The organism is Streptomyces sp. 135 (assembly GCF_020026305.1).
Taxonomy (GTDB): Bacteria; Actinomycetota; Actinomycetes; order Streptomycetales; family Streptomycetaceae; genus Streptomyces.
This window is the reverse complement of the sequence record NZ_CP075691.1, coordinates 1,073,205-1,098,912: the sequence shown is the minus strand read 5'-3', so window position 1 is coordinate 1,098,912 and position 25,708 is coordinate 1,073,205. Positions and strand designations below refer to the sequence as shown.

The following is a 25,708-nucleotide window of genomic DNA, read 5'->3' as shown; positions in this document are numbered from 1 at the left end:
CGGAATCTTTTACGGGTACCCCGGTGCTGAACCGGGGAGCGAGCGGATCAGGACCGAAGGGCGGGAGGCGTACGTGCCAGGACGCGACACCGGACGGCGGCTCGGCGCGGCGGACATCGGCGAGGCGCTGGGGGTGCGGGCCACGCTCGTGCAGTTCTCCAGCGCCTTCTGCCAGCCCTGCCGCGCGACCCGCAGGGTCCTCGCGGAGGTGGCCGCGATGGTCCCAGGCGTGGCCCACGTGGAGATCGACGCCGAGGACCACCTCGATCTCGTACGGGAGCTGCGCGTCCTCAAGACGCCGACCGTCCTCGTCCTGGACGCGGCGGGCCGCGTGGTGCGCCGCGCCACCGGACAGCCCCGCAAGGCCGATGTGATCGCCGCGCTGGGCGAGGCCGTATGACGGACTTGACGGCACACGGCATCTGTCGGGAGCCTTCTCCCATGCCCCGGGACCTCCTTCTGTACGAGCGCGTCCACGTGGACCTCGCCCGCCACGCCAGTGCGCGCTGTCCGCACTGCTGAGCACCGACGTCTTGGCTCGTAACCCCGGAATCCGGCAGAAGGACCTTTCCATGACGGCCTCGCCCGCCCTCGGCACCCACCCGCCCGCCACCTCCGACCTGCTGCGCTCGGTCTTCCGACGGCACGCCGCGGGGGTCGCCGTGATCACCGCGGCCCACGGCTCCCGCCCCGTCGGCTTCACCGCCACCTCGCTCACCTCCGTCTCCGCCGCCCCGCCGATGATCTCGTTCGGCATCGGCACCGGCGCCTCCAGCTGGCCCGCGGTCTCCGAGGCCGCACACGTCGGCGTCCACATACTCGGCGAGCACCAGCAGGAACTGGCCGCCACCTTCGCGCGCAGCGGCGCCGACCGCTTCGGGGCGCCCACCAGCTGGCGCGAGGGTCCCGAGGGAGTGCCCGTGCTCGACGGCGCGCTCGCCTGGCTGGTCTGCCGCGTCGTGGCGCGGGTGCCCGCGGGCGACCACCGCCTGGTGCTCGCCGAGGTGGTCACCGGCGACGGAGCGGGCGAGGGCCGCCCGCTCCTCTACCACCAGGGACGCTTCAACGCGCTGCGCGACTGAGAGTTCCCGGTGAGCGGGCACTTCAGGTGATTACGGAGCGTTGGGAAGGTCACAGTTCAAAGCGCTTGCTCAGTGGGAATGAACTGGGTGTACTCATGAGTAATATTTCGATCGGAGCGCGGACCGCCCCGACCGTGATCCGCCGCTTCAGGCGCCTATGCTGCCTGCAAGAAGGCAGTAGCCATAAGCCGAGGCAGCAGCCCAGTAAAGACGATGCAGTAGGAGAGCCGGCGTGAGCTTGAGGATCGTTGTCTGTGTGAAGTACGTGCCCGACGCCACCGGCGACCGGCACTTCGCCGATGACCTGACCGTCGACCGCGACGACGTCGACGGCCTGCTGTCGGAGCTGGACGAGTACGCGGTCGAGCAGGCGCTCCAGATCGCCGACGAAGCGGACGACGCGGAGATCACCGTGCTGACCGTCGGCCCCGAGGACGCCAAGGACGCGCTGCGCAAGGCGCTCTCCATGGGCGCCGACAAGGCCGTCCACGTCGAGGACGACGACCTGCACGGCTCCGACGTCATGGGCACCTCGCTGGTGCTCGCCAAGGCCATCGAGAAGACCGGCTACGACCTGGTCATCTGCGGCATGGCGTCGACGGACGGCGTCATGGGCGTGCTGCCGGCGATCCTCGCCGAGCGCCTGGGCGTCCCGCAGGTCACGCTGCTCTCTGAGGTCTCCGTCGGGGACGGCACCGTGAAGGGCCGCCGGGACGGCGACGCCGCCTCGGAGCAGCTGGAGGCCTCCCTGCCGGCCGTCGTGTCCGTGACGGACCAGTCGGGCGAGGCCCGCTACCCGTCCTTCAAGGGCATCATGGCCGCCAAGAAGAAGCCGGTGGAGGCCCTGGAGCTGGACGACCTGGACATCGACGCCGACGAGGTCGGCCTCGCGGGCGCCTGGACCAAGGTCGACTCCGCCACCGAGCGTCCGGCGCGCACCGCCGGCACGATCGTCAAGGACGAGGGCGAGGGCGGCAAGCAGCTCGCGGAGTTCCTCGCGGGCCAGAAGTTCATCTGAGCTTCGGTCACCTTTCCCACCGCCCCCAGATTCTTCGCACTCGCAGGAGATTGAAGTCCCATGGCTGAAGTTCTCGTCTACGTCGACCACGTGGACGGTGCCGTCCGCAAGCCCACCCTTGAGCTGCTGACCCTGGCCCGCCGCGTCGGCGAGCCCGTCGCCGTCGCGCTGGGCAACGGCGCCGCCGACACCGCAGCCACGCTCGCCGAGCACGGCGCGGTGAAGGTGCTCACCGCCGATGCCCCCGAGTTCGCCGACTACCTCGTCGTACCGAAGGTGGACGCGCTCCAGGCCGCGTACGACGCCGTCTCCCCGGCCGCCGTGCTGCTGCCCTCCTCCGCCGAGGCCAAGGAGATCGCGGCCCGTCTCGCGGTCCGCATCAAGTCCGGCATCATCACCGACGCCGTCGACCTGGAGGCCGGCGACGAGGGCCCGGTGGCCACGCAGTCCGCGTTCGCCGCGTCGTACACCACCAAGTCCCGCATCACGCAGGGCACCCCGGTCATCACGGTCAAGCCGAACTCGGCCGCCGTGGAGGCCGCCCCGGCCGCGGGCACCGTCGAGGCCCTCTCGGTCTCCTTCTCCGAGCAGGCCACCGGCACCAAGGTCGTCTCGCGCACCCCGCGCGAGTCGACGGGCCGCCCCGAGCTGACCGAGGCCGCGATCGTGGTCTCCGGTGGCCGCGGCGTCAACGGCGCCGAGAACTTCGCGATCATCGAGGCCCTCGCCGACTCGCTCGGTGCCGCCGTCGGCGCCTCGCGCGCCGCGGTCGACGCCGGCTGGTACCCGCACTCCAACCAGGTGGGCCAGACCGGTAAGTCGGTCTCCCCGCAGCTGTACATCGCCTCGGGCATCTCCGGCGCGATCCAGCACCGCGCGGGCATGCAGACCTCGAAGACCATCGTGGCCATCAACAAGGACGCCGAGGCCCCGATCTTCGACCTGGTCGACTACGGCGTGGTCGGCGACCTCTTCGAGGTCGTCCCGGCCCTCACCGAAGAGGTCAAGTCCCGCAAGGGCTGAGCCTGTAGCGCCCGTACGAGGCCCTCGCCCCGCGCCCGCGGAGCGGGGGCCTCGCCGCGTCACAGCGTCAACGTCGCCTGCACGGCCCAGTGGTCGCTCGGGTACTGCCCGCCGAGCGAGAACGTGTTCATCGACGCGGAATGGACCGTCGCCGACGGCCTCGTCAGGACCCAGTCGATGCGGCCGCCGCCCACGACGGGCGGCTTGTAACCGCCGAACGTGCCGTACGCCGGGCCGCGTTCCTGGGCGACGTCCCAGGTGTCGACGAGACCGGCTCCCAGCATCGTGGTGTAGACGGTGCTGTCGTGCGCCGTGGCGTTGAAGTCGCCCGTCACGATGAGCGGGGTGGTCGTCTTCATCAGGGCGATGCGCTCGACCATGAGGGCCGCCGAACGCTCGCGCGCGTTCTGGCTGACGTGGTCGAAGTGCGTGTTGAGGACGTACAGCTGGGTGTTCGTGATCAGGTCGAGGAAGCGCACCCAGGACGCCATGCGGGGCGAGTTGGCGCCCCAGGTGTTCGAAGCGATGGTGTACGGGGTGTCCGAGAGCCAGAAGTGCTCGTATTCGAGCGGGAACAGTCGGCGGTTGTCGTAAAAGATGGCCATGAACTCGTCTCGGCTGCCGCCGCCGACCCCCGTGCCGACCCAGTCGTAGTTCGCGCCGAGGTCGCTCTCGATGTCCTGCAGCTGGTAGTAGAGGCCCTCTTGGGTGCCGATGATGTGCGGCTGGGCGCGCAGGAGCATCTCCTTCATGGCCGGGCGGCGTTCGGGCCAGGTGTGCGGTGGCCTGTTGCTCGCGTAGCGGACGTTGTACGACATGACCTCCAGGCGCGCTTCCGGCGCCCCGGCGGCCCGTGCCGGGCCGCCGGACAGCGCCGTGCCGGACAGGGGGAGCGCCACGGCGGCGGCGAGTGCGGTCCGCAGGACGGAACGGCGCGTGAAGGGGGAGTCGATCGGCACACAAGCTCCTTGAGTTCAGCCCGCGCGGCCGGCGCCGGGGGCGCGGGGAGTATGTGGGCCACAGACTGTCCGCACCGGCCGCCGAGCGGGCCCGGGACACGCGTGATCCCGCGCGGTCGGCTACGGATGCAGGACACGGGAAGGTGTTGACCGGGACGAAGGTCACGGATAACTTCGCTATACGGATTCTTGATTCCGTGAAGCGGAAACTGCCGGGCGCGGCACCGACTGTGTGGAGGATGCGGGAATGGGTCAGCAAGAGAAGGTGGCGACGAGCCTCGCCGGCGCGGTCAGCGAGGGCATCAGCGCTTCCCTCGCCCCCGTGGACGCGGAGCTGGAGCGCCGCTACCCCGGAGACCCCGGCACCCGCCAGCCCGTCCACACCGTCTACGTCCCCGGCGAGCAGTTCACCGCCGACACCATCCGCACCTGGGGCGACAAGGCCCTGGCGATGCTCGACGAACACGCCCCGGACGCCGCCTCCTTCGCCGCCGTCCTCGGCCTCACGGACGACCTCGCCGAAGCCGTCTACACGCGCGTACGCACCAAGCTGGAGCGCGAGCCCGTCGAAGACCTCCGCGTCGACTTCGAGGACGGCTACAAGGGCGCCGACGAGGACCAGGACGCCGCCCGCGCGGCACGCCTGATCGCCGAGGCGTACAAGAACGGCACCGCCGCCCCGTACATGGGCATCCGCATGAAGTGCATGGAGCAGGCCGTACGCGACCGGGGCATCCGCACCCTCGACATCTTCCTGTCCGGCCTCATGGAGGCGGGCGGCCTGCCCGACGGGCTCGTCCTGACGCTGCCCAAGGTGACCTACCCCGAGCAGGTCACCGCGATGGTGCGCCTCCTGGAGGAGTTCGAGAAGGCACGCGGCCTGGAGCCGGGCCGCATCGGCTTCGAGATCCAGATCGAGACCAGCCAGTCCATCCTCGCCACCGACGGCACCGCCGCCGTCGCCCGCATGATCCAGGCCGCCGAGGGCCGCGCAACCGGCCTGCACTACGGCACCTTCGACTACAGCGCCTGCCTGCACGTGAGCGCCGCCTACCAGGCGAGCGACCACCCGGCCGCCGACCACGCCAAGGCCGTCATGCAGGTCGCCGCCGCCGGCACCGGCGTCCGCGTCTCCGACGGCTCCACCAACGTCCTGCCCGTCGGCACCACCGAGCAGGTCCACGACGCCTGGCGGCTGCACTATGGCCTCACCCGGGGCGCCCTGGCCCGCGCGTACTACCAGGGCTGGGACATGCACCCCGGCCACATCCCGACCCGCTACGCCGCCGTCTTCGCGTTCTACCGCGAGGGCTTCGAGGCCGCCGCCAAGCGCCTGGCCGCCTACGCCGGTCACCACGAGGGCGGCGGCGTGGCCGACGAGCCCGCCACCGCCAAGGCCCTCGCCGGCTACCTGCTGCGCGGCCTGGACTGCGGCGCCCTCGACGCGGGCGAGGTCACCCGGCTCACCGGCCTGACCCTGGCCCGCCTCCAGGGCTTCGCGGGCCCGCGCCGGGGCGACCTCACGGGATCGGGCAAGTAACGCCCGGCACGTACTGTCACCGCTGCCCCGTAGTCTGTACGCCACGGAAAGTGGTGTCGCAGGGACGGGGCAGCGGTGTCTTCGGGGGATCAGGAACAGACGGGCGAGGCGGGCAGGCTCCTCGCCGGGCGCTATCGCGTGCTGGCACAGCTCGGCCGCGGCGGCATGGGCGTCGTATGGCGCGCGGTCGACGAGGTGCTGCACCGCGAGGTCGCGGTGAAGGAACTGCGCACGTACACGGACGCGGCCGGGCCGGAACTGGCCGACCTGCGGCTGCGGATGCAGCGCGAGGCCCGCGCCGCCGCGCGCGTGCGGCATCCGGGAGTCGTCGCCGTGCACGACGTGGCGGAGGTCGACGGGCGGCCGCTGATCGTCATGGAGCTCGTCGACGGCCCGTCCCTCGACGACGTGCTGCGCGAGCGCGGCGCCCTCGGCCCCGGTGAGGCCGCGGCCATCGGCGCCAAGGTCATGGAGGCCCTCGCCGCGGCGCACCGCGTGGGCGTACTGCACCGCGACGTGAAGCCCGGCAACATCCTGCTGGAGACCGGCGGCCGCGTCGTCCTGACCGACTTCGGCATCGCCACGATGGAGGACCCCGGCGACGGCTCGGCCACCCACCTCACGCGCAGCGGCGAACTGGTCGGCTCCCTGGACTACTTGGCGCCCGAGCGCGCCCAGGGCCACGACCCCGGCCCCGCCTCGGACGTCTGGGCGCTCGGCGCGACGCTGTACGCCGCCGTCGAAGGCTCCTCGCCCTTCCGCCGTACGTCGACGTGGTCCACGCTCACCGCCATCGTCGCCGACCCGCTGCCCGAGCCGCGGCGCTCCGGGGCGCTGACCCCCGTACTGCGCCGGCTCATGGACAAGGACCCCGAGGCGCGTCCCGACGCGGAAGAGGCGCGGCGGCTGCTCGCCGGTGTGGCGGCCCTCGGGCCGGGCGGCGCGCAGGCGTTCGGGGCCGCGCCAGGCCGCACCGGGCACCGAGCGCAGCATCCCGAGCACCCCGCCGCCGGGCTTCGGGCCGCCGCCTTCGGCCGCGCATCCTTCGCCCGCGCACCCTTCTCCCACGCCGCCTTTCGGGGCGCCGCAGGGACCGCCGCCCGTCCGCCTCGGGGAGACGCGCTCGACACGACGCCCGCGTCGCGGCAGGGCGTTGCTCGCCGCGGCCGCCGTGGCCGTGGTCATCGCGGTGACCGGCGCGGCCGTCGCCCACTTCGGTGGCAAGGACGACGGCGGTGGCCAGACGCGCGAGGACGCGGCGCCCGGAGACTCCGGATCGATCGAGGACGACGGCAGCCGTGGCCCCCTCGGAGACGGGTCGAAGCGCCCCGAGCCGTCGGAGCGCGACGACAAGAAGTCCCGCGAGCCGGACGCGCGGCGCTCCAAGGACGCGGGCAAGGACGGCACCGACGCCTCGGACCGGGACAAGGGCGGTGCGGACAAGGGCGGGAGCGCCGAGGACGGCAAGGACCGGGACGAGCCCGCGTCGCGCCCCGACCCCACCTCCAAGCCGACCGGCGGAAGCAAGCCGGGCGGCGGGAGCGGCGCCGCGGAGGAGCCCGTCTGCCACCCCGTGGGCGGCGGCAAGTACAACTGCGTGGTGTGGAGCACCGCGAAGTCGTACACCGCGTCCGGCGCCGAGGCGGGCACCCTGCACGCGGGCACGAACTACTTCTACTGCCAGCAGAACCTCGGCCGCCGTGAGACGCACGGCGAGTGGACGAACGTGTGGTGGGCGAAGACGGACGACGACAGCGGCAACACGGGCGTCTTCGTCAGCGACGTCTACATCAAGGGCGGCGACAACGACAAGCCGGTGCCCGGCCTGCCCACCTGCTGAAGCCATGAACGAACCCTCCGGCGCGCACGCCGCCGACGAGCTGCGCGCCCGTGCCGAGGCCGCGACCACCGGCACGCCCTACCGCTTCCGGCGGACGGAGCCGGGGTTCGACCTGATCGTGGACGTCCCGCGGGCGGCCGGGGAACGCGTCATCCAGGTGCACACCTACCGGGTCGCCCTGCGTCCCGCCGCAGGGACCTTCACCCTCACGGACGTGGTCCGCACCGAGCGGCAAGGACCGTTCGGAACGACGCAGACGAGCGTCGAGAACGGCCGGGTCCGGTACCGCACGTGGAGCCGCTCCCCGGACGGCTCCGAGCGGCACGCCTTCTCCTCCGCCGACGGCCGCCGCTTGATCCGGGGCGTCGCCGAGGAGCTGGGGTGGCGGGAGCTGAAGCCCGCCACCGAGAAGATCGCGCTGGTCGCCGGCGCCCTCGGCGGACTCGTGGCCCTGACCACACTGCTCGGGCTCGCGATCGCGTTCTGGCCCTGAGCGGCGGGGCAGGGCCTTGGAGGCAGGCGCTCAGTCGGCGGGTGGGAGTTCCCCCGATCCGCGTGTGATGAGCCGCGTCGGCAGCTCGACCCGCTCCGGAGGCCCGGCCGCGCCGTCGAGTTGCCGGAACAGCCGCTCGGCGGCCGTCCTGCCCAGCTGCGCCGCGTCCTGCGCGACGACGGTCACGCCGGGCTCCAGCAGATCCGCCAGCTCGATGTCGTCGAAGCCCACCAGGGCCACGGGCCTGTCGAGGGCGGCCAGCACCCGGACGACCGTGACGGTCACGCGGTTGTTCCCCGCGAAGACCGCCGTGACCGGCTCGGGACCGGAGAGCATCGCCTCGGCCGCCGCGCGGACCCGCCGCGGGTCGGTGACCCCCAGCGACATCCACGCCTCGTCGACCGGGATGCCGGCGTCCTCCATCGCGGCGCGGTAGCCGCGCAGCCGCTCTATGGCGGTGTGGATGCGCGGCTGGTCACCGATGAACCCGATCCGGCGGTGGCCGTGCGCGATGAGGTGGGCGACGCCGTCCCGCGCGCCGCCGAAGCTGTCGGAGAGCACCACGTCGGCGTCGATCTTCCCGGCCGGCCGGTCCACGAAGACGGTCGCGACCCCGGCGGCGATCTCGGGCTCCAGATAGCGGTGGTCGTCACCGGCCGGGATGATGACGAGCCCGTCGACCCGGCGTGCGCACAGCGCGAGCACCAACTCCTGCTCGCGGTCCGGGTCCTCGGCGCTCGAACCGTTGATGAGCAGCGCGCCGTGCGCCCGCGCGACCTCCTCGACGGCGCGGCTCAGCGGGCCGTAGAAGGGGTCCGCGAGATCCTCCAGGACCAGGCCGATGCTGGCGGTGCGGCCCTTGCGCAGGACGCGCGCGCTGTCGTTGCGGCGGAAGCCCAGGGCCTCGATGGCCTCCTGGACGCGGCGTTCGGTGTCGGGGGTGACGCCCGGCTCGCCGTTCACGACGCGCGAGACCGTCTTCAGGCCGACTCCCGCGCGGGCCGCGACATCCTTCATGGTCGGACGGTTGCCGTAGCGGTTGTCGGGTCGTCGGGCGGCGGTCTGGGCCACGGTGCGCTGTCCTGTCCTGTCGTCCACGGATTCTCATGCGGTCTTATGAGGTTCCTATGAGGCGAGGCGGGCATGGGGCCGCCCCTGAAGCCGTGGCGTCGAGCATAGGCCCTGGACAACGTTGTCAGATGCGGGGGAGACTGACCTTCGCACTCTCCGGCCTGCCCTTACACAGGAGACCCGACACAGATGCACATGGACCTCGTCGCCGCACTCGACATCGGCGGCACCAAGATCGCCGGCGCCCTGGTGGACGGGCGGGGGCGCATCCTGCTCCGTGCCCAGCGGCCCACGCCCGCGCGCGAGGACGGTGACACGGTGATGCGGGCGGTCGAGGAGGCCCTCGGCGAGCTGACCTCCGGTGAGCTGTGGGGCCGGGTCGCGGCCGTCGGCATCGGCAGCGCGGGTCCGGTGGACGCGTCGGCCGGCACGGTCAGCCCGGTCAACGTCCCCGGCTGGCGCGGCTATCCGCTGGTGGAGCGGGTCCGCGCGGTGACCGGCGGGCTCCCCGTCGAGCTGGTCGGCGACGGTGTGGCGATGACCGCGGCCGAGCACTGGCAGGGCGCGGCCCGCGGTCATGACAACGCGCTGTGCATGGTCGTCTCGACCGGCGTCGGCGGCGGCCTCGTCCTCGGCGGCAAGCTGCACCCGGGCCCCACGGGGAACGCGGGCCACATCGGTCACATCAGCGTGGACCTCGACGGCGATCTCTGCCCGTGCGGTGCGCGCGGCTGCGTCGAGCGCATGGCGAGCGGCCCGAACATCGCGCGCCGCGCCGTGGAGAACGGCTGGCGGCCGGGCCCCGACGGCGACACCTCGGCCGCGGCCGTGGCGAACGCCGCCCGCGCGGGTGACCCCGTGGCCCTCGCCTCCTTCGAACGGGCGGCCCAGGCGCTGGCCGCCGGGATCGCCGCCACGGCCACGCTCGTCGAGATCGACATCGCGGTGATCGGCGGGGGAGTGGCGAAGGCGGGCGACATCCTCTTCACACCGCTGCGCCGCGCCCTGCGCGACTACGCCACGCTCTCCTTCGTACGGCGCCTGACGGTGACCCCCGCCCAGACGGGCACGGACGCGGGCCTGGTCGGCGCGGCGGCGGCGGCGCTCGGGGGCGCGTTGAGCGGGGCGGTGGGGGTGCGGTCGGGGGTGGGGGGCTGAGAGGGGTGGCTGCGGACCCCAACCCCTAACCCCCGACACCGTCTCAGCAGCTCAGCGTCGCCTCCGCCCAGTCGCCATGGTCCGCGTAGATTCCGTCGCCGCCATCGGTGACGACCAGGCGGACGACCTGGGCGCCGCTCACGTCCGCGGAGATCGGCTGGGCGGGCATGGCGTTGGTGAGTACGCCGGTGGATGCCGCCTTTTCGCCGTCCGCCCAGATCTCGAAGGCGATCGTGCCGTCGGTGCGGGTCTCGTCGTCGACGCCGACGTCCGCCGTGACCTTCTCGCAGGCCCGGCCGGCGTAGAACGTGACCTCGCTCGCGGCGTGTACGCCGAGCCCCTTGGCGTACACCTTTCCGCCGATGGTGATCGGCTTGCCGTCACCGGCCGCGCCCTCGCCGTTGCTGGTGTTCCGCTCCGCGGGGCCCCAGCCGTTGTTCATCGAGAGCCACGGCAGCTCGCCGAGCGCCGAGGCGCCCGAGGGTGGTGCGACCACCACCTGAGAGGTGAGCGGCAGGACGTTGTCGGTGCGGGTGCCCGTGGGGGAGCGGTAGGCTGCCGCGATTTTCACGTCGTACGTCCCCGGGGTCGCGCCCGGCGGTGCGGTCACCTGCCACGAGGTGCGCAGGGTCTTGCCGGGCGACAGTGACCGCACGGTGACCGGCGAGGTCGCCTTCGTCCGCCAGCCGCCGGGTGCCTTGACCGAGGCCGTCACGTGGCGTGCCGGTACGCGGCCGAGGTTGGTGACCTCGGTGGTCAGCGGCGTGCCCTTGCCCGCCTCGAAGAAGTCGCCGCCGGTCAGGCCGAGTTCGACGGCGGGCGGGTGCTCGGACCACTTGCCGTCGGCCGACACCCGCAGCAGCACGGTGCCGTGCGCGGGGACGGTCGCCGCGATCCTGCCCGCCGTGTGGTGGCTCTTGTGCCGCCACAGGTCCCGCATCGTGTACGCGGTGGCGTCGGGCAGGCCGACCGCCTTCGCCGTCGTGGAGACGGTCTGCGCGCTCCCCGTTTCGTTGAAGAGGGCGACGGCGCGGCTGCCGTCCTTCATCTCCTTGGCGACGACCCAGCGGCCGTTCTCGGAGGAGAGGACCTTGCCCTGCTTGCCCAGCGGATCCTGGTCGACGGCGATGACTTCCTTGTTGCCGAGGATCTCGAAGGTCTCCGGGGAGGCCTTGCGCAGGTCGGACCCGATGAGCAGCGGCGCGGCCATGATCGACCACATCGAGAAGTGCGTGCGGTACTCGGTGCCGGTCATGCCGCCGTTGCCGACCTCCAGCATGTCCGGGTCGTTCCAGTGCCCAGGACCCGCGTACGCGTCGAGCGGCAGGTTCTGCTTCATGATCGACAGCATGGAGGACCAGCTGTCGCTGATGTCCCCGGTGGTGCGCCACAGGTGGCCGACGTCCGCGGCCCACTCCCACGGCTTGTTCTCGCCCCACTCGCAGATGCTGTAGACGATGGGCCTGCCGGTGGTCTCGGAGGCGGCCTTGAGCGCGTCACGCATCACGGTGTACCGCTTCTTGGCGTCCACGCCCTGGTTGTTGCAGTTGTCGTACTTGAGGTAGTCGACACCCCAGTCCGCGAACTGCTGGGCGTCGCTGCGCTCATGGCCGAGCGCGCCGGGGAACCCGGCGACGTTGCAGGTCTTCGTACCGGCGCTGGTGTAGATGCCGAACTTCAGCCCCTTGGAGTGGACGTAGTCCGCGACCGCCTTGATGCCGTTGGGGAAACGCTTGGGGTCGGGCACCAACTTGCCGTTGGCGTCACGCTCCGGCAGCGCCCAGCAGTCGTCCAGGTTGACGTACTGATAACCGGCGTCCTTGAGGCCCTTCGCGACGAAGATGTCGGCGATCCCCTTGACCATCGCCTCGTCGAACTCGGCACGGCAGTGCGTGGAGTTCCAGTTGTTGAACCCCATGGGCGGGGTGAGCGCCAAGCCGTCCGGAAGCTTCACGGCGGGCTCGGCGGCGCGTTCGGCGGCGGAACGCCCGGGGGTGGGCCGCTCTCCGGCGTCACGTGCGGCGGCCGGAGCGGCGAGCCCTCCGGCGCACAGCACGACGGCGGCGAGCGATCCGAGCACTCTTCGGCGGATGGCGGGGGGTGGCATATGACGCATCGTTACGTTCCTCCGTACTCGCGGAAGATGAAGCCTTGCGTGTCTTGAGGCCTTGTGTGTCACGAAGCGCTGAGCGTCACGCGGAAGTGCGCGTAGTGCAGGGAGGCGGTGCCCCCGCACGGACGTGCGTGTCCATGCCACATCTTGGCGTGCGCGGACATGACGTACTACCCCCTTGCCGGTCGCGGCGGGCAGCGCGATGCCCCCGCCTGCGTACAGGGCGGGGGCATCGCGGACAGGCCGGCTATTCAGGCAGGGCGTCTTCAGTGCGTCTTCAGTTCAGCTTCAGTTCAGCGGGGTTCTCACCATGCCGTGGAACTGGATCCGGGGCCAACCGCGCGCATCCAGCATCTTGTTGATCGCGTCGGCGAGGTCCAGCGGCGTGACGTTCTGGCCGGACGGCGCGTTCTCGATCTCCAGGCTGAACCTCACCGTCATCGAGGCGTCCTCGGCGGCGAGGCTGCTGTATCCCGTGAACTCGCCCCCGGGAGGCCACTCGACCGCGGAAGCCTGCTCCGTGTCCGCCGTCCGGGCCGCGGCGGCCTGAGCGCCGGCGGCCTGGCTCTCGGCGGCCTGCGCCGAACCCGACGACGCGACGACGGCGCCGGCCGCGGCCGAACCCGAGTAACCCAGCAGAGTACGTCTGGAAACTCCGGACATGGTCCCCTCCTTCATGGCAACGGCCTCCCCCTGGAGGCCGGAGGTGATCGTATGTGCGAAAGAGGCGGCGCGGGTGGACTTACGGATACACGGATCGAACGCATGTCCTGTACAACCCTGCACGGAGTTCACGTGTCCTTCACGTGAACTCATTCATCCCTGGGGGGACCATGCGCATCCGCGCCACAAGCATCGCCGCCACCGTCCTCGTGGTCGGCGCGCTCACTGTCACCACCGCCTGCGGCTCCACGGACAAGGACGTCAACACCAAGCCAAAGGCGGCCGCCTCTGCCGACGGGGCCAAGAGCGACGACACGTCCTCCGAGGGCAAGCCGGCCGCCAAGGCGAAGGCCAAGGCAAAGGCCAAGGCGGATCAGGATGCCGGGATCGGTGACACCGTCGCCGTGACCGGCCTGGAGGAGGGCAGCGGGCTCGACGTCACGCTGGTCAAGGTCGCCGACAACGCCAAGTCGGGCGACGAGTACAGCGTCCCGGAGAAGGGCAAGCGCTGGCTGGGGCTGCAGTTCCGGCTCGTCAACACCGGCACCAAGGCGTACGCCGACAGCCCGCAGAACGGCATCCAGGTCACCGACGCCGACGGCCAGCAGTTCCAGACGACGTTCGCCGACATCACCGCCGGTCCGTCCTTGTCCTCCGGCGTGCGCCTCAAGCCGGGCGCGAAGGCTCTCGGCTGGGTCGTCGTCGAGGTCCCGAAGGGAGTCACGGCCACGACGGCGCAGTTCACGATGGACTCCGGCATGGCCGATCAGTCGGGGGAGTGGAAGCTGAAGTAGCCCGGCGGGTGGGCGCCGCCGCCCGCGGCCGCGCCCCCGCTCGGGGCGGGGGCGCGGCACACCGCGAGGCCGGACCGAGTCCTCGGGAACCGTCAGGAATCGTCCCGCTTCAGCGAGTCCTTCATGCCCTGGGCCTTGTCGCGGGCGGACCCCATGGCGTCCTTGGCCTCGCCCTTGGTCCGGTCCGTCCTGCCCTCGGCCTCGCGGCGCTTGTCACCGGTGGCCTTGCCGGTCATCTCCTTGGCCTTGCCCTTCAGCTTGTCCATGCCGCCTTTGTCACCCATGGCTACTCCTGCGTCTGGTCGGGGGCTTACCCGGCCAACGTAAGTCGGGGAGGCACGGCACGCTCGCTCAAGCGTCGCGCTGCGTGACTACGACGTGAGCAGCGCCGCCCCCACAGTCGGGGCGGGGGACAGATGCGCGCTGAGGTGTGTCAGGCGCAGCATGCGCAGGGTCAGCGGCTCGGCGCAGACGACGCGCAGCAGGCCGCCTCTGTCGCTCACCTTGCGGTGGGCGCGCATCAGCAAGGAGATGCCGGAGCAGTCAAAGAACTCGACCTCGCTCAGATCGACGACCACGATCGGCTCCGGGCCCGCGGCCACGGCGTCGACCAGTGGGGCCAGCCGCTGATAGGCCACCAGGTCGATCTCGCCGCACAGCTCGATCACGATGGCGCGTTCGAGCCCGTACACGCGCGGCGAATGGACGAAGCCCTTGTGCGTGTTCTCGCTCAATTCGTTCTGCCGCATCAATCCCCCCAGCGCCGGCGCCGACTCCCCCTGAGGGGACGACGCACCGGGCATGCCAGTGCTCTCAGGGCGCCGGGGGCTGGGGCTCCTGGCGGGCCACGCTAGCCGGGGCGAGGCCGCTCCGGGGTGCGGGAACGATTCATAAAAAGCAGCGCCATGCAATCAGGTGAAAACAAAGCGGGCCGCTTGACATGGTGTATGTGGCGCAAACCGCTCATCCATCAGCGCCTGGTTTCCATGGCAGGGTGTTGCGGGCAAGCCACAGGGGGCCGACGGAAGAGGGGGAAACCGTGATCGTCTGGATCAACGGCGCGTTCGGTGCGGGCAAGACCAGCGCCGCACGGGAACTGATCGAGCTGATCCCGAACAGCACGTTCTTCGACCCCGAGGTCATCGGCGGCGCGCTGCCCCACCTGCTGCCGCCCAAGCGTCTCGCCGAGGTCAGCGACTACCAGGACCTGCCGATCTGGCGCCGCCTCGTCGTCGACACGGCGGCCGCGCTGCTCGCCGAGGTCGGCGGCGTTCTCGTGGTGCCGATGACACTGCTGCGTCAGGAGTACCGCGACGAGATCTTCGGCGGCCTCGCCGCGCGCAGGATCCCCGTGCGGCACATCGTGCTCACTCCCGACGAAACGATCCTGCGGGAGCGAATATCCGGCCGCGAGATGCCGCCGGACCTGCCGGACGCCGATCTGCCGGACGCCGATCTGCCAGGCGGCGACCTGCCCGAGGGCGATTTGCGCGCCGGTGACCCGCGCGACGGCGACCGGCGCGTACGCCGGTGGTCGTTCGACCACATCGAGCCCTACCGCGCGGCCCTGGCCGGCTGGCTCGGCGCCGACGCCCACCGCGTCGACACCAGCGCCCTGAGCCCCCGCGAGACCGCTGTGCTCCTCGCCGACGCCGTGCGCACCGGATCCGCCCCGGCCTGCGACATCGTGCAGACACCGGAGCCCACCGCGGAGACCCTCGCCGCGGGGGTGCTGCTCTTCGACGAACAGGACCGGGTACTGCTCGTCGACCCCACCTACAAGGCCGGCTGGGAGTTCCCCGGCGGCGTCGTCGAACCCGGCGAGGCCCCCGCTCGCGCGGGCGTACGCGAGGTCGCCGAGGAGACCGGCATCCAGCTCTCCGACGAACTCCGCCTGCTGGTCGCCGACTGGGAGCCGCCGAAACCGCCCGGCTACGGAGGGATGCGGTTCCTCTTCGACGGCGGGCGGCTCGACGGCGCCGAGGCCGAGCGGATGCTGCTGCCCGGCCCCGAACTGCGCGACTGGCGCTTCGTCACCGAACAGGAAGCCGCCGGCCTGCTGCCCTCGGTGCGCTACGAACGGCTCCGCTGGGCGCTGCGCGCACGCGAGCGCGGCGCGGCGCTCTACCTGGAGGCGGGCGTCCCCCTGGACGGCACACCGTCCGGGGGGTAGCCGTCAGCGCGCGGCGTACTTCTGAAGGAACAGCGCCTCGGCGACCGAGAGGCGCTCCAGTTCCTCGGGCGACACGCTCTCGTTCACGGCGTGGATCTGCGCCTCGGGCTCGCTCAGACCGATCAGCAGGATCTCCGCGCGCGGGTAGAGCGCCGCGAGGGTGTTGCAGAGCGGGATCGAGCCGCCCTGGCCCGCGTACTGCATCTCCTGGCCGGGGTAGGCCTCGCCCATCGCCTCGGCCATCGCCGCGTACGCAGGGCTCGTGGTGTCCGCGCGGAACGGCTGGCCCTGGCCGATCTGCTCCGTGTGCACCCGCGCGCCCCACGGCGTGTGCGCCTCCAGGTGGGCCTGGAGCAGCTTCGTCGCCTCGGCGGCGTCCACGCCCGGCGGCACCCGCAGGCTGATCAGCGCCCGCGCGCTCGCCTGCACGGACGGCGTCGCGCCGACCACCGGCGGGCAGTCGATGCCGAGCACGGTGACGGCGGGGCGCGCCCAGATCCGGTCGGCGACCGTGCCCTTACCGATCAGCTGAACACCGTCGAGGACCTTGGCGTCCTTGCGGAAGGCGTCCTCTTCGTACTGAAGCCCGTCCCAGACGGCGTCGCCCGTGAGCCCGTCGACCTTCGTCGAGCCGTCCTCGGCCCGCAGCGAGTCGAGCACGCGCACCAGCGCCGCGAGCGCGTCCGGGGCCGCGCCGCCGAACTGCCCCGAGTGCAGGTTCCCCTCAAGGGTGTCGACACTGACGCGTACGAGGGTCATGCCGCGCAGCGTCGACGTCACCGTCGGCAGGCCGACCCGGAAGTTGCCCGCGTCACCGATGACGATCGTGTCGGCCGTGAGCAGGTCGGGGTGGTCCTCCGCGTACCGCTCGAGGCCGCCCGTGCCCTGCTCCTCCGAGCCCTCCGCGATCACCTTGACGCTCACCGGGACGCCGCCGTTCGCCTTCAGGGCGCGCAGCGCGAGCAGATGCATGATGACGCCGCCCTTGCAGTCGGCGCTGCCCCGGCCGTACCAGCGGCCGTCGCGCTCGGTCAGCTCGAACGGCGGGGTCGCCCACGCGGCCTCGTCGAGCGGCGGCTGCACGTCGTAGTGCGCGTACAGCAGGACGGTCGGCGCGCCCTCGGGGCCCGGCAGGAAGCCGTACACGGACTGGGTGCCGTCCGGGGTGTCGAGCAGCGCGACGTCCTGGAAGCCCTCGGCGCGCAGCGCGTTCGCCACCCAGTTCGCGGCGGCCTCGCTCTCGCTCTTCGGGAACTGCGCGAAGTCCGCCACCGACTTGAAGGCCACCAGTTCGGTGAGCTCCGCCTTCGCCCTCGGCATGAGCGAGGCGACGGTCTCGGCGATCGGATGCGGCGACATGGGCACGCTCCTCGTGGGTGCGACGTTATAGGTGCGGGTGCATGTGATCCTCCCACAGGAGGGCCCCCGGGAGCTCCGCCGTAGGATGCCTGGGGAAAGCGCGGCCAACAGCGGGATCAGGAGCGGTAGACCAACGTGAGCAGCGAGAACTCAGCGGACGACGCCCGGCACGTGTGGGACGTCGTCGTGGTCGGAGCCGGCCCCGCGGGGGCCTCGGCGGCCTATGCGGCAGCCGTCGCGGGACGCAGCGTGCTGCTCCTGGAGAAAGCCGAACTGCCGCGTTACAAGACGTGTGGCGGCGGCATCATCGGCCCCTCCCGTGATTCCCTGCCGCCCGGCTTCGAGCTGCCGTTGCGGGACCGGGTGCACGCGGTGACGTTCTCCCTGGACGGGAAGTTCACCCGCACCCGCCGCTCCCGGCAGATGCTCTTCGGGCTCATCAACCGCGCGGAGTTCGACCAGCAGCTCGTCGAGCACGCGCAGAAGGCGGGCGCCGAGCTGCGCACCGGCGTCACCGTCGCGCGCGTGGAGCAGCACGGCCCCGAGGTGCCCGACCGGCGGACCGTCGCCGTCGTGCTCCAGGGCGGCGAGACCGTCCTCACCCGCGCCGTGGTCGGCGCCGACGGCAGCGCGAGCCGGATAGGAGCGCACGTCGGGGTCAAGCTCGACCAGGTCGACCTCGGCCTGGAGGCGGAGATCCCGGTGCCCGCGACCGTCGCGGAGGACTGGGCGGGGCGGGTCCTCATCGACTGGGGCCCGATGCCGGGCAGTTACGGCTGGGTCTTCCCCAAGGGCGACACCCTCACCGTCGGCGTGATCTCCGCGCGCGGCGAAGGCGCCGCCACCAAGCGGTACTTGGAGGACTTCATCGCCCGGCTAGGCCTCGCCGGCTTCGAGCCCAGCATCTCCTCCGGACATCTGACGCGCTGCCGCAGCGACGACTCACCGCTCTCGCGAGGCCGGGTCCTGGTCTGCGGTGACGCGGCGGGACTCCTGGAGCCGTGGACCCGCGAGGGCATCTCGTTCGCGCTGCGCTCCGGGCGGCTCGCGGGCGAGTGGGCGGTGCGGATCGCGGAGGCGCACGACGCGGTGGACGCCCGCCGCCAGGCACTGAACTACGCCTTCGCGATCAAGGCGGGCCTCGGTGTCGAGATGAGCGTGGGGCGCCGCATGCTCCAGGTCTTCGAGCGCCGTCCCGGCATGTTCCACGCGGCGATCACGGGCTTCCGCCCCGCGTGGAACGCCTTCGCGAAGATCACGCGCGGTTCGACGACGCTCGGAGAACTGGTGCGGACGCATCCGCTGGCGGGCCGCGCGCTCAGTGCGATAGACCGTTAGTCGCGTACACACGTGACCACGTAGCCACGTAGCTACGTGGTCACGTAGTCATGTGGTCACGCAGCCGGCGGTCGGCTCCGGACGACTTCGCCGCCGGGCTGCTCTCCCGCCGGATCCACTTCACCGTGGTCACCTTCCTCGGGCAGGCCGGTGGCCTGCTCCTCGCGCTGGCGGTCGCGCTGCTGGTGCCCGCGGAGTCGGTCGGCTCCGCGGATGTGGCCTGGGGTGCGCTCTCCGGGGTCGGCAGCGCCGTCGCCATGCACTTTCTCAACCGTGGCCTCAGCCGTGGCGCCATGAGCGTCGTGATCCCGGTGAGCGCCGTGACCGGGGTGGCGCTGTCCGTGCTGTGCGGCGTGCTGTTCCTCGGCGACCGGCCGACTCCGCTGTCCTGGCTCGGCATCGGCGTGACCGTGCCCGCGCTCTGGCTCGTCTCCGCCGCCGGCGGCGCTCCCGGCGACGGCAGCACGGCCCGGCGGCTGCCGGTGGACGGGCTGATCGCCAGCGCGGGAGTGGCGGTGCAGTACATCGGGCTCGCCCAGGCGGATCCGGCGAGCGGGGTGTGGCCCGTGGCCGCCGGGCGGCTGGCAGCGGTGCTCCTGCTGCTGCCGAGCGCCGTGCGAAGCGCCGCCGAGTTCCGGCAGCCCGCCCGGCTGGGGGGCGCGGCGGTGCTGATCGGCGGGGGAGCGGCCCTCGCCCTCATCCTCTACTTCTGGGCCACCCAGCAGCAGATGCTGGCCGTCGCCGTCGTCCTCGCCTCCCTCTACCCGGCGGTCCCGACGGTCCTCGGCCTCGCGGTCCTCGGCGAGAAGGTCACCCGGGCGCAGGCCACCGGCCTGGTGGGCGCGGCCGCGGCCGTCGTCCTGCTCAGCCTGGGTTGAGCGCCGCCGTCAACCGCGCCGGCCGCGCGTGGCGATGATGGCCGCGTCGCACATCATGGCCACCGCGGCGATCACGGCGAGCGGCCAGGTGCCGGCCTGCGGGACGTACTCCCAGGTGATGCCTGCCGTCACAGCGCCGGCGAGAGCGAAACCGGTGCCGGGCAGGTAGCGCAGGCGGATGGTGGCCCCGCCGTCCTGGAATGACATCAGGTGGTCTCCTGTCGGGTGCTTCCTGTGGATACGAGGGATATGAGGGATATGAGGGACACGAGGGATACGGGGGCGGGACCGGGTCGGCTCACACCGGTCGCCGGCGGGCGACGCGGCGGGCGCTCCAAGCGAGCCTGGGCGCGCCGTGGAGGAGGAGCCGGCACAGGTACGGCCACCGCGTGTGCGCCGGGCGTTCGGACAGGTCGGCCCACTCGGCGGTCCACTCCTCGGTCCACCGGTCACGCTGGGCCCCGGGCAACAGCGCGGCCGCCAACGAGATGAGCCGGGGGCTCGACGAGGCCCTGTCCGGCGCGGCCGCCGCCGGGTGCCGCCCGACCGGACGGCTTCGGTCGCCCCGGCGGCGCTGTTCCCGGACGGAGCGCAGCAGCCCGCGCAGTTCGTCGTCATCGAGCGTCAGTACGGAGCGACTCCGGCTCACGTACGTGGGTGCTCCCGTGAGCCCGGTGAGGGCTGTCCGCACCCACTCCTCCATCGCCGGGGACCCGAGGAACCGATGCGCCGCGGCCAGTGCCACGTTGTGCGCCGCCAGGGCGTCGGCGCGTTCCCGCGTGAAGTGCGGCTTGTCGCGTACGGGTAAGGGGCCGGTCACGCCGTCTCCTTGGGGCGTCGGACGCGCAGCAGCCAGGCGAGTCGGGGCCCGCTGTGCAGGATGACGCGCGCCACGAACACGGCGCGAACGCGTGGGGAGCGGGAGGCGAGGTCGAACCACTCGGCCTGCCACTCCTCGACCCACCGTTCGCGGTCCCGGCCGGGCAGGAGCCGGGCGGCGAGGTTGACGCACTTGCTGGGCCTGGGGGGCCGGGCCAGGACCGACGGCAAGGCCGCGGCCACGGTCGACAGGGCCGTGACAGCGCTGTCGGCACTCGGGTCGGCTTCGTCCTCGGCGACCCGGATGTCGTCCTCGGCCGCCTCCGTCCGCACCGGTTCGGGGAGCGGGGTGCCGGGCACCGGGTGCCCGCAGACCTCGCACCAGTCGCCCGCTGGCGTGATGTGCCCATTGACACAGGCCAGAAGGGCACCTGAAGGGGGCTCTTGATCCATGCTCCCGAGGAATCGGAGGCGTCGGACCGTGATGTCGGCCTGGCCGTCCGCCGTCTCGCCGGCGGAGTCGATGCCCTCATGGCCCGGACCGGGCTCCACGAGGAAGTCGCCGTCGAAGTCTCCTCCCATGCGGCTACACCCCTCCAGGACCGTCGGCGGCCGGGCGCAGGCGGGCGGAGGTCGCCCCGCCGTTGTAGGCCTGGGCGAGGGCGAGGCGGGCGGATTCGGTGCCGCTCCGCGTGAAGCGGTAGTAACGACGGCGCGGGCGCGGCGGGTCGGTCTTCTCGATCTCGCCGGTGTCCTCCCAGAACGACTCCAGCCAGCCCGCGTTCTCCAGACGGGCGAGGATCGGGTGGATCGTTCCGGTCGGCAGGCCCGCCGCCTCGGAGAGTTCGAGGCCGTAGCGGGCCCGGGCCGGGGTCTCCAGCAAGGTCCGCAGCACCAGCTGGGTCTGGAGTGTCATGCGCGGCGTTTTAGCCATACCTAAACTCTAGTATGGGCGTCACCTGCACGGCAAGGTCGCAGGAGGCCTCGGAACGGGAGACGGAAGAGTAGCGGCGGGGCCGCGTACTCCCCCGGCAGTACGCCCGATCACCACGCCCGGCGGACGCCCGCCGCACCGCCCGCCGTCTAGCGTGACGCTCATGGACGAGCAGCGCGGACGCGAGCCGGGCGGGCCGCCCCCGGCGTGGGGCGGAGCGCCGATGTGGCGGTACGGCCCGCCCTGGTGGAGTTCCGGTACGCAGGACGGCGCGCGGCGGCTGCCCTGGCTGACGACGCTCGCGCTCACCGTGTTCGTGCAGATCGGCTCCGGCTTCGCCGGGGACGGCCAGCCCGGCCGCGAGAGCCTCACGCCCACCGCCCGGGTGCTGCTGTTCCTGGCCACGGCGGTGCTCCTGGCGCGCCACCGCCACCCCGTGCCCGTCGCGTACGCCACCGTCGGGCTCACGCTGCTCTACCTCGGTGCCGGATATCCGTACGGCCCGGTCCTGCTCACCGTCGCCGTGGCCTGCTTCGCCGCGGTCGTCGCGGGGCACCGGCGCGCGGCGTGGGGAGCCGTCGGCGCGCTCTGGGCCGGGCATCTGCTGCTCGCGCACTGGCTCTACCAGTGGCTGCCGCCGGGCGGCGACGGGGCCCGTGCCTGGAGCGAGGAGATCGTGGTCGCCGCCTGGGTCGTGGCGATCGTCGCCGTGTCCGAACTCGGCCGCGTACGCCGGGAACAGTGGGTCAAGGAGCGTACCGAGCGGGCGCAGGCGGCCCGGCGGCGCGCAGACAGGGAGCGACTGCGGATGGCCCGCGAACTGCACGACGTCCTCGCGCACAGCATCTCCGTCATCAACGTCCAGGCCGGCATGGGCCTCGCCCTGCTCGACTCCGACCCCGAGCAGGCCCGCACCGCCCTGACCACCATCAAGGCCGCCAGCAAGGAGGCGCTGGGGGAGGTGCGCCAGGTCCTGGACACGCTGCGCGCCCCCGGTGAGGCGCCCCGCGCCCCCGCGCCGGGTCTCGACCGGCTGCCGGAACTCGTCGAGCAGGCGAGGAGCGCGGGCCTGACCGTCGACGTCACCACCGAGGGCACCCGCGCGAAGCTGCCACCGGGCGCCGACCTCGCCGCGTTCCGCATCGTCCAGGAGGCGCTGACGAACGTCGTACGCCACTCCGGTTCACGCCACGCGCGCGTGCGGGTGCGCCACGAGAAGACGGCGCTCACCCTGCGCGTCGACGACGACGGGCCCGCCACCGGGGCCGACGCGGGCGGCAGCGGCAACGGCCTCGCCGGGATGCGGGAGCGCGCCGCGGCCCTCGGTGGCACGATCGAGGCGGGCCCGCGCCCGGGCGGCGGCTTCCGCGTGAGCGCCGTACTGCCCCTGGCGGCGGACAGGGACCGCGAGGCCCGCACGGCACCCCGGGAGGACCAGTGATCCGCGTACTGCTCGCCGACGACCAGTCCTTGGTCAGGGCGGGCTTCAAGGCGCTCCTCGACGCCCAGCCGGACATCGGGGTCGTCGGGGAGGCCGCGGACGGTGAGCAAGCGGTGCGGGCGGTGCGTCAACTGCGCCCGGACGTCGTCCTGATGGACATCCGCATGCCGCTGCTCGACGGGCTCGCCGCGACGCGCCGGATCACCGGCGAGCCGGGCCTGGACGGCGTGAAGGTGGTGATGCTCACCACCTTCGAACTGGACGAGTACGTCTTCGAGGCGATCCGCTCCGGAGCCTCCGGTTTCCTCGTCAAGGACACCGAGCCGGACGAACTGCTGCGCGCGGTGCGGGCGGTGGTCGAGGGCGACGCGCTGCTCTCGCCCGGTGTGACCCGTCGGCTCATCGCCGAGTTCGCGGCCCGCTCGAAGGAGCCGGCCGCCGCCGACGCCCTGAGCGGACTCACCGAGCGGGAGCGGGAGGTGATGGCGCTGGTCGGCATCGGCCTCTCGAACGAGGAGATCGCCCGCCGCCTGGTCGTCAGCCCGCTCACCGCCAAGACGCACGTGAGCCGGACGATGGTGAAACTGGGCGCCCGCGACCGCGCCCAACTGGTCGTCCTCGCCTACGAGTCGGGCCTGGTCCGTCCCGGCTGGCTGGGCTGAGCCGCCGCCCGCGCGCGGTCGTGGAACCGCCACAGCACGGTGGCCACCCGCACCACGAACACCACGACGGCGAGCACGGGCCCGGCCACGATGAGCGCGCTCGCGACGGCGCGCGGCGGATCGAACGCCAGCAGGGGACCGATGGTCACCACGCAGAACAACGCGATGGCCACGACCGCCCCACTGACGAGCGCGTAACCGATCTCGATCGTGATCGCGTCCCGCTCGGCGGCCGTCCGGCGCCCCGTATACCCCGTGTTCGTCATGCCGGGAAGTGTCACAGCCGGGGGCCCGGCGGGCAAGGGACCGCCGCCGGGCACCCGGCTCACGTCTCCACGGACGTCAGTCGTGGACGGCCACCCGCTCCCGGTCGGCGTCGGGGACCGGCACCGACTTCGCGACGACACGTCCCGCGGCGCTCTCCTTCGTACGCCGTGTGCGCAGCCCGGTGGCGGAGATGGCGAGCCCGGCGACGGCGATGAGGGTCACCACGATCAGGCCCGGCCGGAAGCTGTCGAGGACGGCCTGCGGCGAGGAGTCCCCGGCGTGGGACGACGCGGTGACCACGGCCGTGACGACCGCGAGGAAGATCGCGCCGCCCACCTGGATCGAGGTGTTGAGGAGCCCGGAGACCATGCCCTGCTCGTCGTCGTCCACGCCGTTGGTGGCCTGGATGTTGAGCGAGGGGAAGACCAGGGCGCAGGCGAAGCCCAGCAGGATCATGGACGGCAGCACCACGGCGGCGTACGCGGGAGTGAGGCTGATCCGCAGGAACAGCACGTACGAGGCGACGAGCAGGACGAAGCCGGCCACGATCACGCGCGGCGTGCCGAACCGGTCGATCACCGAGCCGACCTTCGTCGAGGACAGGGCGACCAGGGCGCCCGCGGGCAGGAAGGCGAGCGCGGTCTCCAGCGCGGACCAGCCGAGCAGCGACTGGAAGTACTGCGTGGCGAGGAACTGGAAGGACACATAGCCGCCGAAGAACGTCATCGCGCCGAGCTGTGCCCGCAGCTGGGGTCCCGAGCGCAGGACGCCGAGCCGGACCAGCGGGCTCGCGGAGCGCAGTTCGATGCGGACGAAGACGGCGAGCAGGACGGCGGCGGCGAGGAACGACAGGAGCGTGCGGGCCGACGCCCAGCCGGCCTCGGGGGCCTCCACGACGGTGAAGACGAGCAGCAGCATGGCGGCCGTGCCGGTGACGGCGCCCGGCACGTCGTATCCGCCCTTGTTCTGCTCGCGGGCGCTGCGCGGGATCAGCTTGATGCCGGCGATCAGCGCGAGCAGCGCGATGGGCGCGGGCAGCAGCATGGTCAGGCGCCAGCTGGCCTCGGTGAGCAGACCGGACAGGACGAGGCCCATGGAGAAGCCGGTGGCGGCGCAGGTGGTGTAGATGGTGAGCGCGCGGTTGCGGACCGGGCCCTCGGCGAACGTGGTGGTGATGATGGACAGACCGGCGGGGGCGGTGAAGGCGGCGCTCAGCCCCTTGATGAAACGGCTGGCGATGAGCAGCGGCCCGGAGTCGACGAAGCCGCCGAGCAGCGAGGCGAGCGCGAAGACGGCGAGCGCGATGAGGAAGACGCGGCGGCGGCCGAGCAGGTCGGCGGCGCGGCCGCCGAGGAGCAGCAGCCCGCCGTAGCCGAGGATGTAGCCGCTGACGACCCACTGGAGGGTCGAGGTGGTGAGGTTCAGTTCGGAGCCGATGGAGGGCAGGGCGACGCCGACCATCGATACGTCGAGCGCGTCGAGGAACATCGCGGCGCAGAGCACCAGCAGGGTGCCCCACAGGCGGGGGGTCCAGCGCTCCGGGGACGCGGAGACTGCCGTGAGCGGAGAAGTCATGCGGACGAAGGTGCATGCGTATGCATTGTGTGCAAGCGCATTTAATTACGATGCAACAAACGGGGGCCTTTCTGCTACCGTCGCATGTCATGGCGGCGAAAACGGCCGAGCAGGGGCTCGTGGATCAATGGCGGGACATCCTCGCGGTGCATGCGCGCACACTGTGCGAACTCGACCGCGAGCTGCATCCGCACGGCCTGGGGGCGAGCGACTTCGAGGTCCTCGACGTCCTGGCCGAGGGGTCGTCGGACGACGGCGGCTGTACGTTCCGCGTCCAGGAGATCTCCTCCCAGGTCCACCTGAGCCAGAGCGCGCTCTCGCGTCTCATCGGGCGCCTGGAGAAGGACGGCCTCGTCGAGCGCGGCATGTGCAGTGAGGACCGGCGCGGCGTGCGCGTCTCCCTGACCGACAAGGGACGCGCACTGCACCGCGAGGTGCGGCCGCTGCAGCGGGCGGTGCTCAAACGGATGCTCGCCGGCTCCGACTGCGGAACCTCCGGCCCCTAGTC

At 72.2% G+C, this 25,708-nt stretch carries 28 protein-coding genes and 1 pseudogene; 16 read left to right on the top strand and 13 right to left on the bottom strand.

Annotated elements, in window-relative coordinates; genetic code table 11:
* Positions 1-73 precede the first annotated feature (73 nt).
* From KKZ08_RS05050 to KKZ08_RS05035, 4 genes are all read left to right on the top strand, one after another.
* Positions 74-400 (top strand): thioredoxin family protein, encoded by a 327-nt coding sequence (locus tag KKZ08_RS05050; protein WP_320591593.1) that lies wholly within the window; start codon positions 74-76, stop codon positions 398-400.
* A gap of 172 nt (positions 401-572) precedes the next feature.
* On the top strand, positions 573-1,082 hold the full coding sequence (locus tag KKZ08_RS05045) for a flavin reductase family protein (RefSeq protein ID WP_223773289.1): 510 nt from the start codon (positions 573-575) through the stop codon (positions 1,080-1,082).
* 232 nt (positions 1,083-1,314) lie between these two features.
* Positions 1,315-2,100 (top strand): electron transfer flavoprotein subunit beta/FixA family protein, encoded by a 786-nt coding sequence (locus KKZ08_RS05040; protein WP_223773288.1) that lies wholly within the window; start codon positions 1,315-1,317, stop codon positions 2,098-2,100.
* A gap of 60 nt (positions 2,101-2,160) precedes the next feature.
* Positions 2,161-3,123, top strand: a complete 963-nt coding sequence (locus KKZ08_RS05035; protein ID WP_223773287.1) for an electron transfer flavoprotein subunit alpha/FixB family protein — start codon at positions 2,161-2,163, stop codon at positions 3,121-3,123.
* Between the two features lie 59 nt (positions 3,124-3,182).
* Here the strand turns inward: KKZ08_RS05035 and KKZ08_RS05030 are convergent, their stop codons facing one another.
* Positions 3,183-4,082 carry an endonuclease/exonuclease/phosphatase family protein gene (locus KKZ08_RS05030; RefSeq protein ID WP_223773286.1) on the bottom strand — a complete coding sequence of 300 codons (900 nt, stop codon included), beginning with the start codon at positions 4,080-4,082 and terminating at the stop codon, positions 3,183-3,185.
* Positions 4,083-4,329: 247 nt separating this feature from the next.
* On the opposite strand from KKZ08_RS05030, the gene KKZ08_RS05025 reads away from it, so the two are divergent.
* The 4 genes and pseudogenes from KKZ08_RS05025 to KKZ08_RS05015 all read left to right on the top strand — a co-directional run bounded on the left by KKZ08_RS05025 (position 4,330) and on the right by KKZ08_RS05015 (position 7,955).
* Complete coding sequence (locus KKZ08_RS05025) at positions 4,330-5,622, top strand: aldolase/citrate lyase family protein (RefSeq protein ID WP_223773285.1); 1,293 nt, start codon at positions 4,330-4,332, stop codon at positions 5,620-5,622.
* Positions 5,623-5,787: 165 nt separating this feature from the next.
* Positions 5,788-6,465, top strand: a pseudogene (locus KKZ08_RS38940) (serine/threonine-protein kinase); the annotation flags it as partial.
* Positions 6,466-6,775: 310 nt separating this feature from the next.
* Complete coding sequence (locus KKZ08_RS38935) at positions 6,776-7,462, top strand: hypothetical protein (protein ID WP_346657929.1); 687 nt, start codon at positions 6,776-6,778, stop codon at positions 7,460-7,462.
* 4 nt (positions 7,463-7,466) lie between these two features.
* Entirely contained in the window at positions 7,467-7,955 is a 489-nt protein-coding gene (locus KKZ08_RS05015; RefSeq protein WP_223773284.1) for a hypothetical protein, read from the top strand.
* A 30-nt stretch (positions 7,956-7,985) separates the two neighbouring features.
* Here the strand turns inward: KKZ08_RS05015 and KKZ08_RS05010 are convergent, their stop codons facing one another.
* Positions 7,986-9,053, bottom strand: a complete 1,068-nt coding sequence (locus KKZ08_RS05010) for a LacI family DNA-binding transcriptional regulator (RefSeq protein WP_223773283.1) — start codon at positions 9,051-9,053, stop codon at positions 7,986-7,988.
* 162 nt (positions 9,054-9,215) lie between these two features.
* Between KKZ08_RS05010 and KKZ08_RS05005 the strand changes: the two genes are divergently transcribed.
* Entirely contained in the window at positions 9,216-10,184 is a 969-nt protein-coding gene (locus tag KKZ08_RS05005) for an ROK family protein (RefSeq protein WP_223773282.1), read from the top strand.
* 43 nt (positions 10,185-10,227) lie between these two features.
* On the opposite strand, the gene KKZ08_RS05000 is transcribed toward KKZ08_RS05005, so the two are convergent.
* Together KKZ08_RS05000 and KKZ08_RS04995 are read right to left on the bottom strand one after the other, a co-directional pair.
* A complete protein-coding gene (locus KKZ08_RS05000) occupies positions 10,228-12,300 on the bottom strand; it encodes an NPCBM/NEW2 domain-containing protein (RefSeq protein ID WP_223773281.1) in 2,073 nt (690 codons plus the stop codon).
* Positions 12,301-12,585: 285 nt separating this feature from the next.
* The gene (locus tag KKZ08_RS04995; protein WP_223773280.1) at positions 12,586-12,960 is read right to left on the bottom strand and encodes a hypothetical protein; all 375 of its coding nucleotides are present in this window, start codon (positions 12,958-12,960) and stop codon (positions 12,586-12,588) included.
* A gap of 170 nt (positions 12,961-13,130) precedes the next feature.
* On the opposite strand from KKZ08_RS04995, the gene KKZ08_RS04990 reads away from it, so the two are divergent.
* Complete coding sequence (locus KKZ08_RS04990) at positions 13,131-13,754, top strand: DUF4352 domain-containing protein (protein WP_223773279.1); 624 nt, start codon at positions 13,131-13,133, stop codon at positions 13,752-13,754.
* A 92-nt stretch (positions 13,755-13,846) separates the two neighbouring features.
* Here KKZ08_RS04990 and KKZ08_RS04985 read toward each other — a convergent pair whose 3' ends face one another.
* Positions 13,847-14,038 carry a CsbD family protein gene (locus KKZ08_RS04985; protein ID WP_223773278.1) on the bottom strand — a complete coding sequence of 64 codons (192 nt, stop codon included), beginning with the start codon at positions 14,036-14,038 and terminating at the stop codon, positions 13,847-13,849.
* 87 nt (positions 14,039-14,125) lie between these two features.
* Positions 14,126-14,503, bottom strand: a complete 378-nt coding sequence (locus KKZ08_RS04980; protein ID WP_223773277.1) for an STAS domain-containing protein — start codon at positions 14,501-14,503, stop codon at positions 14,126-14,128.
* 290 nt (positions 14,504-14,793) lie between these two features.
* Here KKZ08_RS04980 and KKZ08_RS04975 point away from each other — a divergent pair, with 290 nt between their 5' ends.
* On the top strand, positions 14,794-15,927 hold the full coding sequence (locus KKZ08_RS04975; RefSeq protein ID WP_223773276.1) for an NUDIX domain-containing protein: 1,134 nt from the start codon (positions 14,794-14,796) through the stop codon (positions 15,925-15,927).
* Positions 15,928-15,930: 3 nt separating this feature from the next.
* Here KKZ08_RS04975 and KKZ08_RS04970 read toward each other — a convergent pair whose 3' ends face one another.
* Entirely contained in the window at positions 15,931-17,286 is a 1,356-nt protein-coding gene (locus KKZ08_RS04970; protein ID WP_223773275.1) for a dipeptidase, read from the bottom strand.
* 135 nt (positions 17,287-17,421) lie between these two features.
* On the opposite strand from KKZ08_RS04970, the gene KKZ08_RS04965 reads away from it, so the two are divergent.
* Positions 17,422-18,624, top strand: coding sequence for a geranylgeranyl reductase family protein (locus KKZ08_RS04965; RefSeq protein WP_223773274.1), 1,203 nt, complete (start codon positions 17,422-17,424; stop codon positions 18,622-18,624).
* 50 nt (positions 18,625-18,674) lie between these two features.
* Positions 18,675-19,502 (top strand): EamA family transporter, encoded by an 828-nt coding sequence (locus KKZ08_RS04960; RefSeq protein ID WP_223773273.1) that lies wholly within the window; start codon positions 18,675-18,677, stop codon positions 19,500-19,502.
* Positions 19,503-19,511: 9 nt separating this feature from the next.
* On the opposite strand, the gene KKZ08_RS04955 is transcribed toward KKZ08_RS04960, so the two are convergent.
* The 4 genes from KKZ08_RS04955 to KKZ08_RS04940 all read right to left on the bottom strand — a co-directional run bounded on the left by KKZ08_RS04955 (position 19,512) and on the right by KKZ08_RS04940 (position 21,237).
* Positions 19,512-19,709 carry a hypothetical protein gene (locus KKZ08_RS04955; RefSeq protein WP_223773272.1) on the bottom strand — a complete coding sequence of 66 codons (198 nt, stop codon included), beginning with the start codon at positions 19,707-19,709 and terminating at the stop codon, positions 19,512-19,514.
* A 91-nt stretch (positions 19,710-19,800) separates the two neighbouring features.
* On the bottom strand, positions 19,801-20,322 hold the full coding sequence (locus tag KKZ08_RS04950; protein WP_223773271.1) for a hypothetical protein: 522 nt from the start codon (positions 20,320-20,322) through the stop codon (positions 19,801-19,803).
* Complete coding sequence (locus KKZ08_RS04945) at positions 20,319-20,903, bottom strand: hypothetical protein (RefSeq protein WP_223773270.1); 585 nt, start codon at positions 20,901-20,903, stop codon at positions 20,319-20,321. The genes KKZ08_RS04950 and KKZ08_RS04945 overlap by 4 nt, the downstream gene beginning before the upstream one ends.
* Positions 20,904-20,907: 4 nt before the next feature.
* On the bottom strand, positions 20,908-21,237 hold the full coding sequence (locus KKZ08_RS04940) for a helix-turn-helix transcriptional regulator (RefSeq protein ID WP_223773269.1): 330 nt from the start codon (positions 21,235-21,237) through the stop codon (positions 20,908-20,910).
* 181 nt (positions 21,238-21,418) lie between these two features.
* Here KKZ08_RS04940 and KKZ08_RS04935 point away from each other — a divergent pair, with 181 nt between their 5' ends.
* Complete coding sequence (locus KKZ08_RS04935; RefSeq protein ID WP_223773268.1) at positions 21,419-22,696, top strand: sensor histidine kinase; 1,278 nt, start codon at positions 21,419-21,421, stop codon at positions 22,694-22,696.
* Positions 22,693-23,358, top strand: coding sequence for a response regulator transcription factor (locus KKZ08_RS04930; RefSeq protein WP_223773267.1), 666 nt, complete (start codon positions 22,693-22,695; stop codon positions 23,356-23,358). The genes KKZ08_RS04935 and KKZ08_RS04930 overlap by 4 nt, the downstream gene beginning before the upstream one ends.
* Here KKZ08_RS04930 and KKZ08_RS04925 read toward each other — a convergent pair.
* Positions 23,319-23,624, bottom strand: coding sequence for a DUF6332 family protein (locus tag KKZ08_RS04925; RefSeq protein ID WP_223773266.1), 306 nt, complete (start codon positions 23,622-23,624; stop codon positions 23,319-23,321). The two genes, KKZ08_RS04930 and KKZ08_RS04925, sit on opposite strands and share 40 nt — an antisense overlap.
* A 76-nt stretch (positions 23,625-23,700) precedes the next feature.
* The gene (locus KKZ08_RS04920) at positions 23,701-25,200 is read right to left on the bottom strand and encodes an MFS transporter (RefSeq protein WP_223773265.1); all 1,500 of its coding nucleotides are present in this window, start codon (positions 25,198-25,200) and stop codon (positions 23,701-23,703) included.
* 89 nt (positions 25,201-25,289) lie between these two features.
* On the opposite strand from KKZ08_RS04920, the gene KKZ08_RS04915 reads away from it, so the two are divergent.
* The gene (locus tag KKZ08_RS04915; RefSeq protein ID WP_223773264.1) at positions 25,290-25,706 is read left to right on the top strand and encodes a MarR family transcriptional regulator; all 417 of its coding nucleotides are present in this window, start codon (positions 25,290-25,292) and stop codon (positions 25,704-25,706) included.
* The last annotated feature ends 2 nt before the right edge of the window (positions 25,707-25,708 follow it).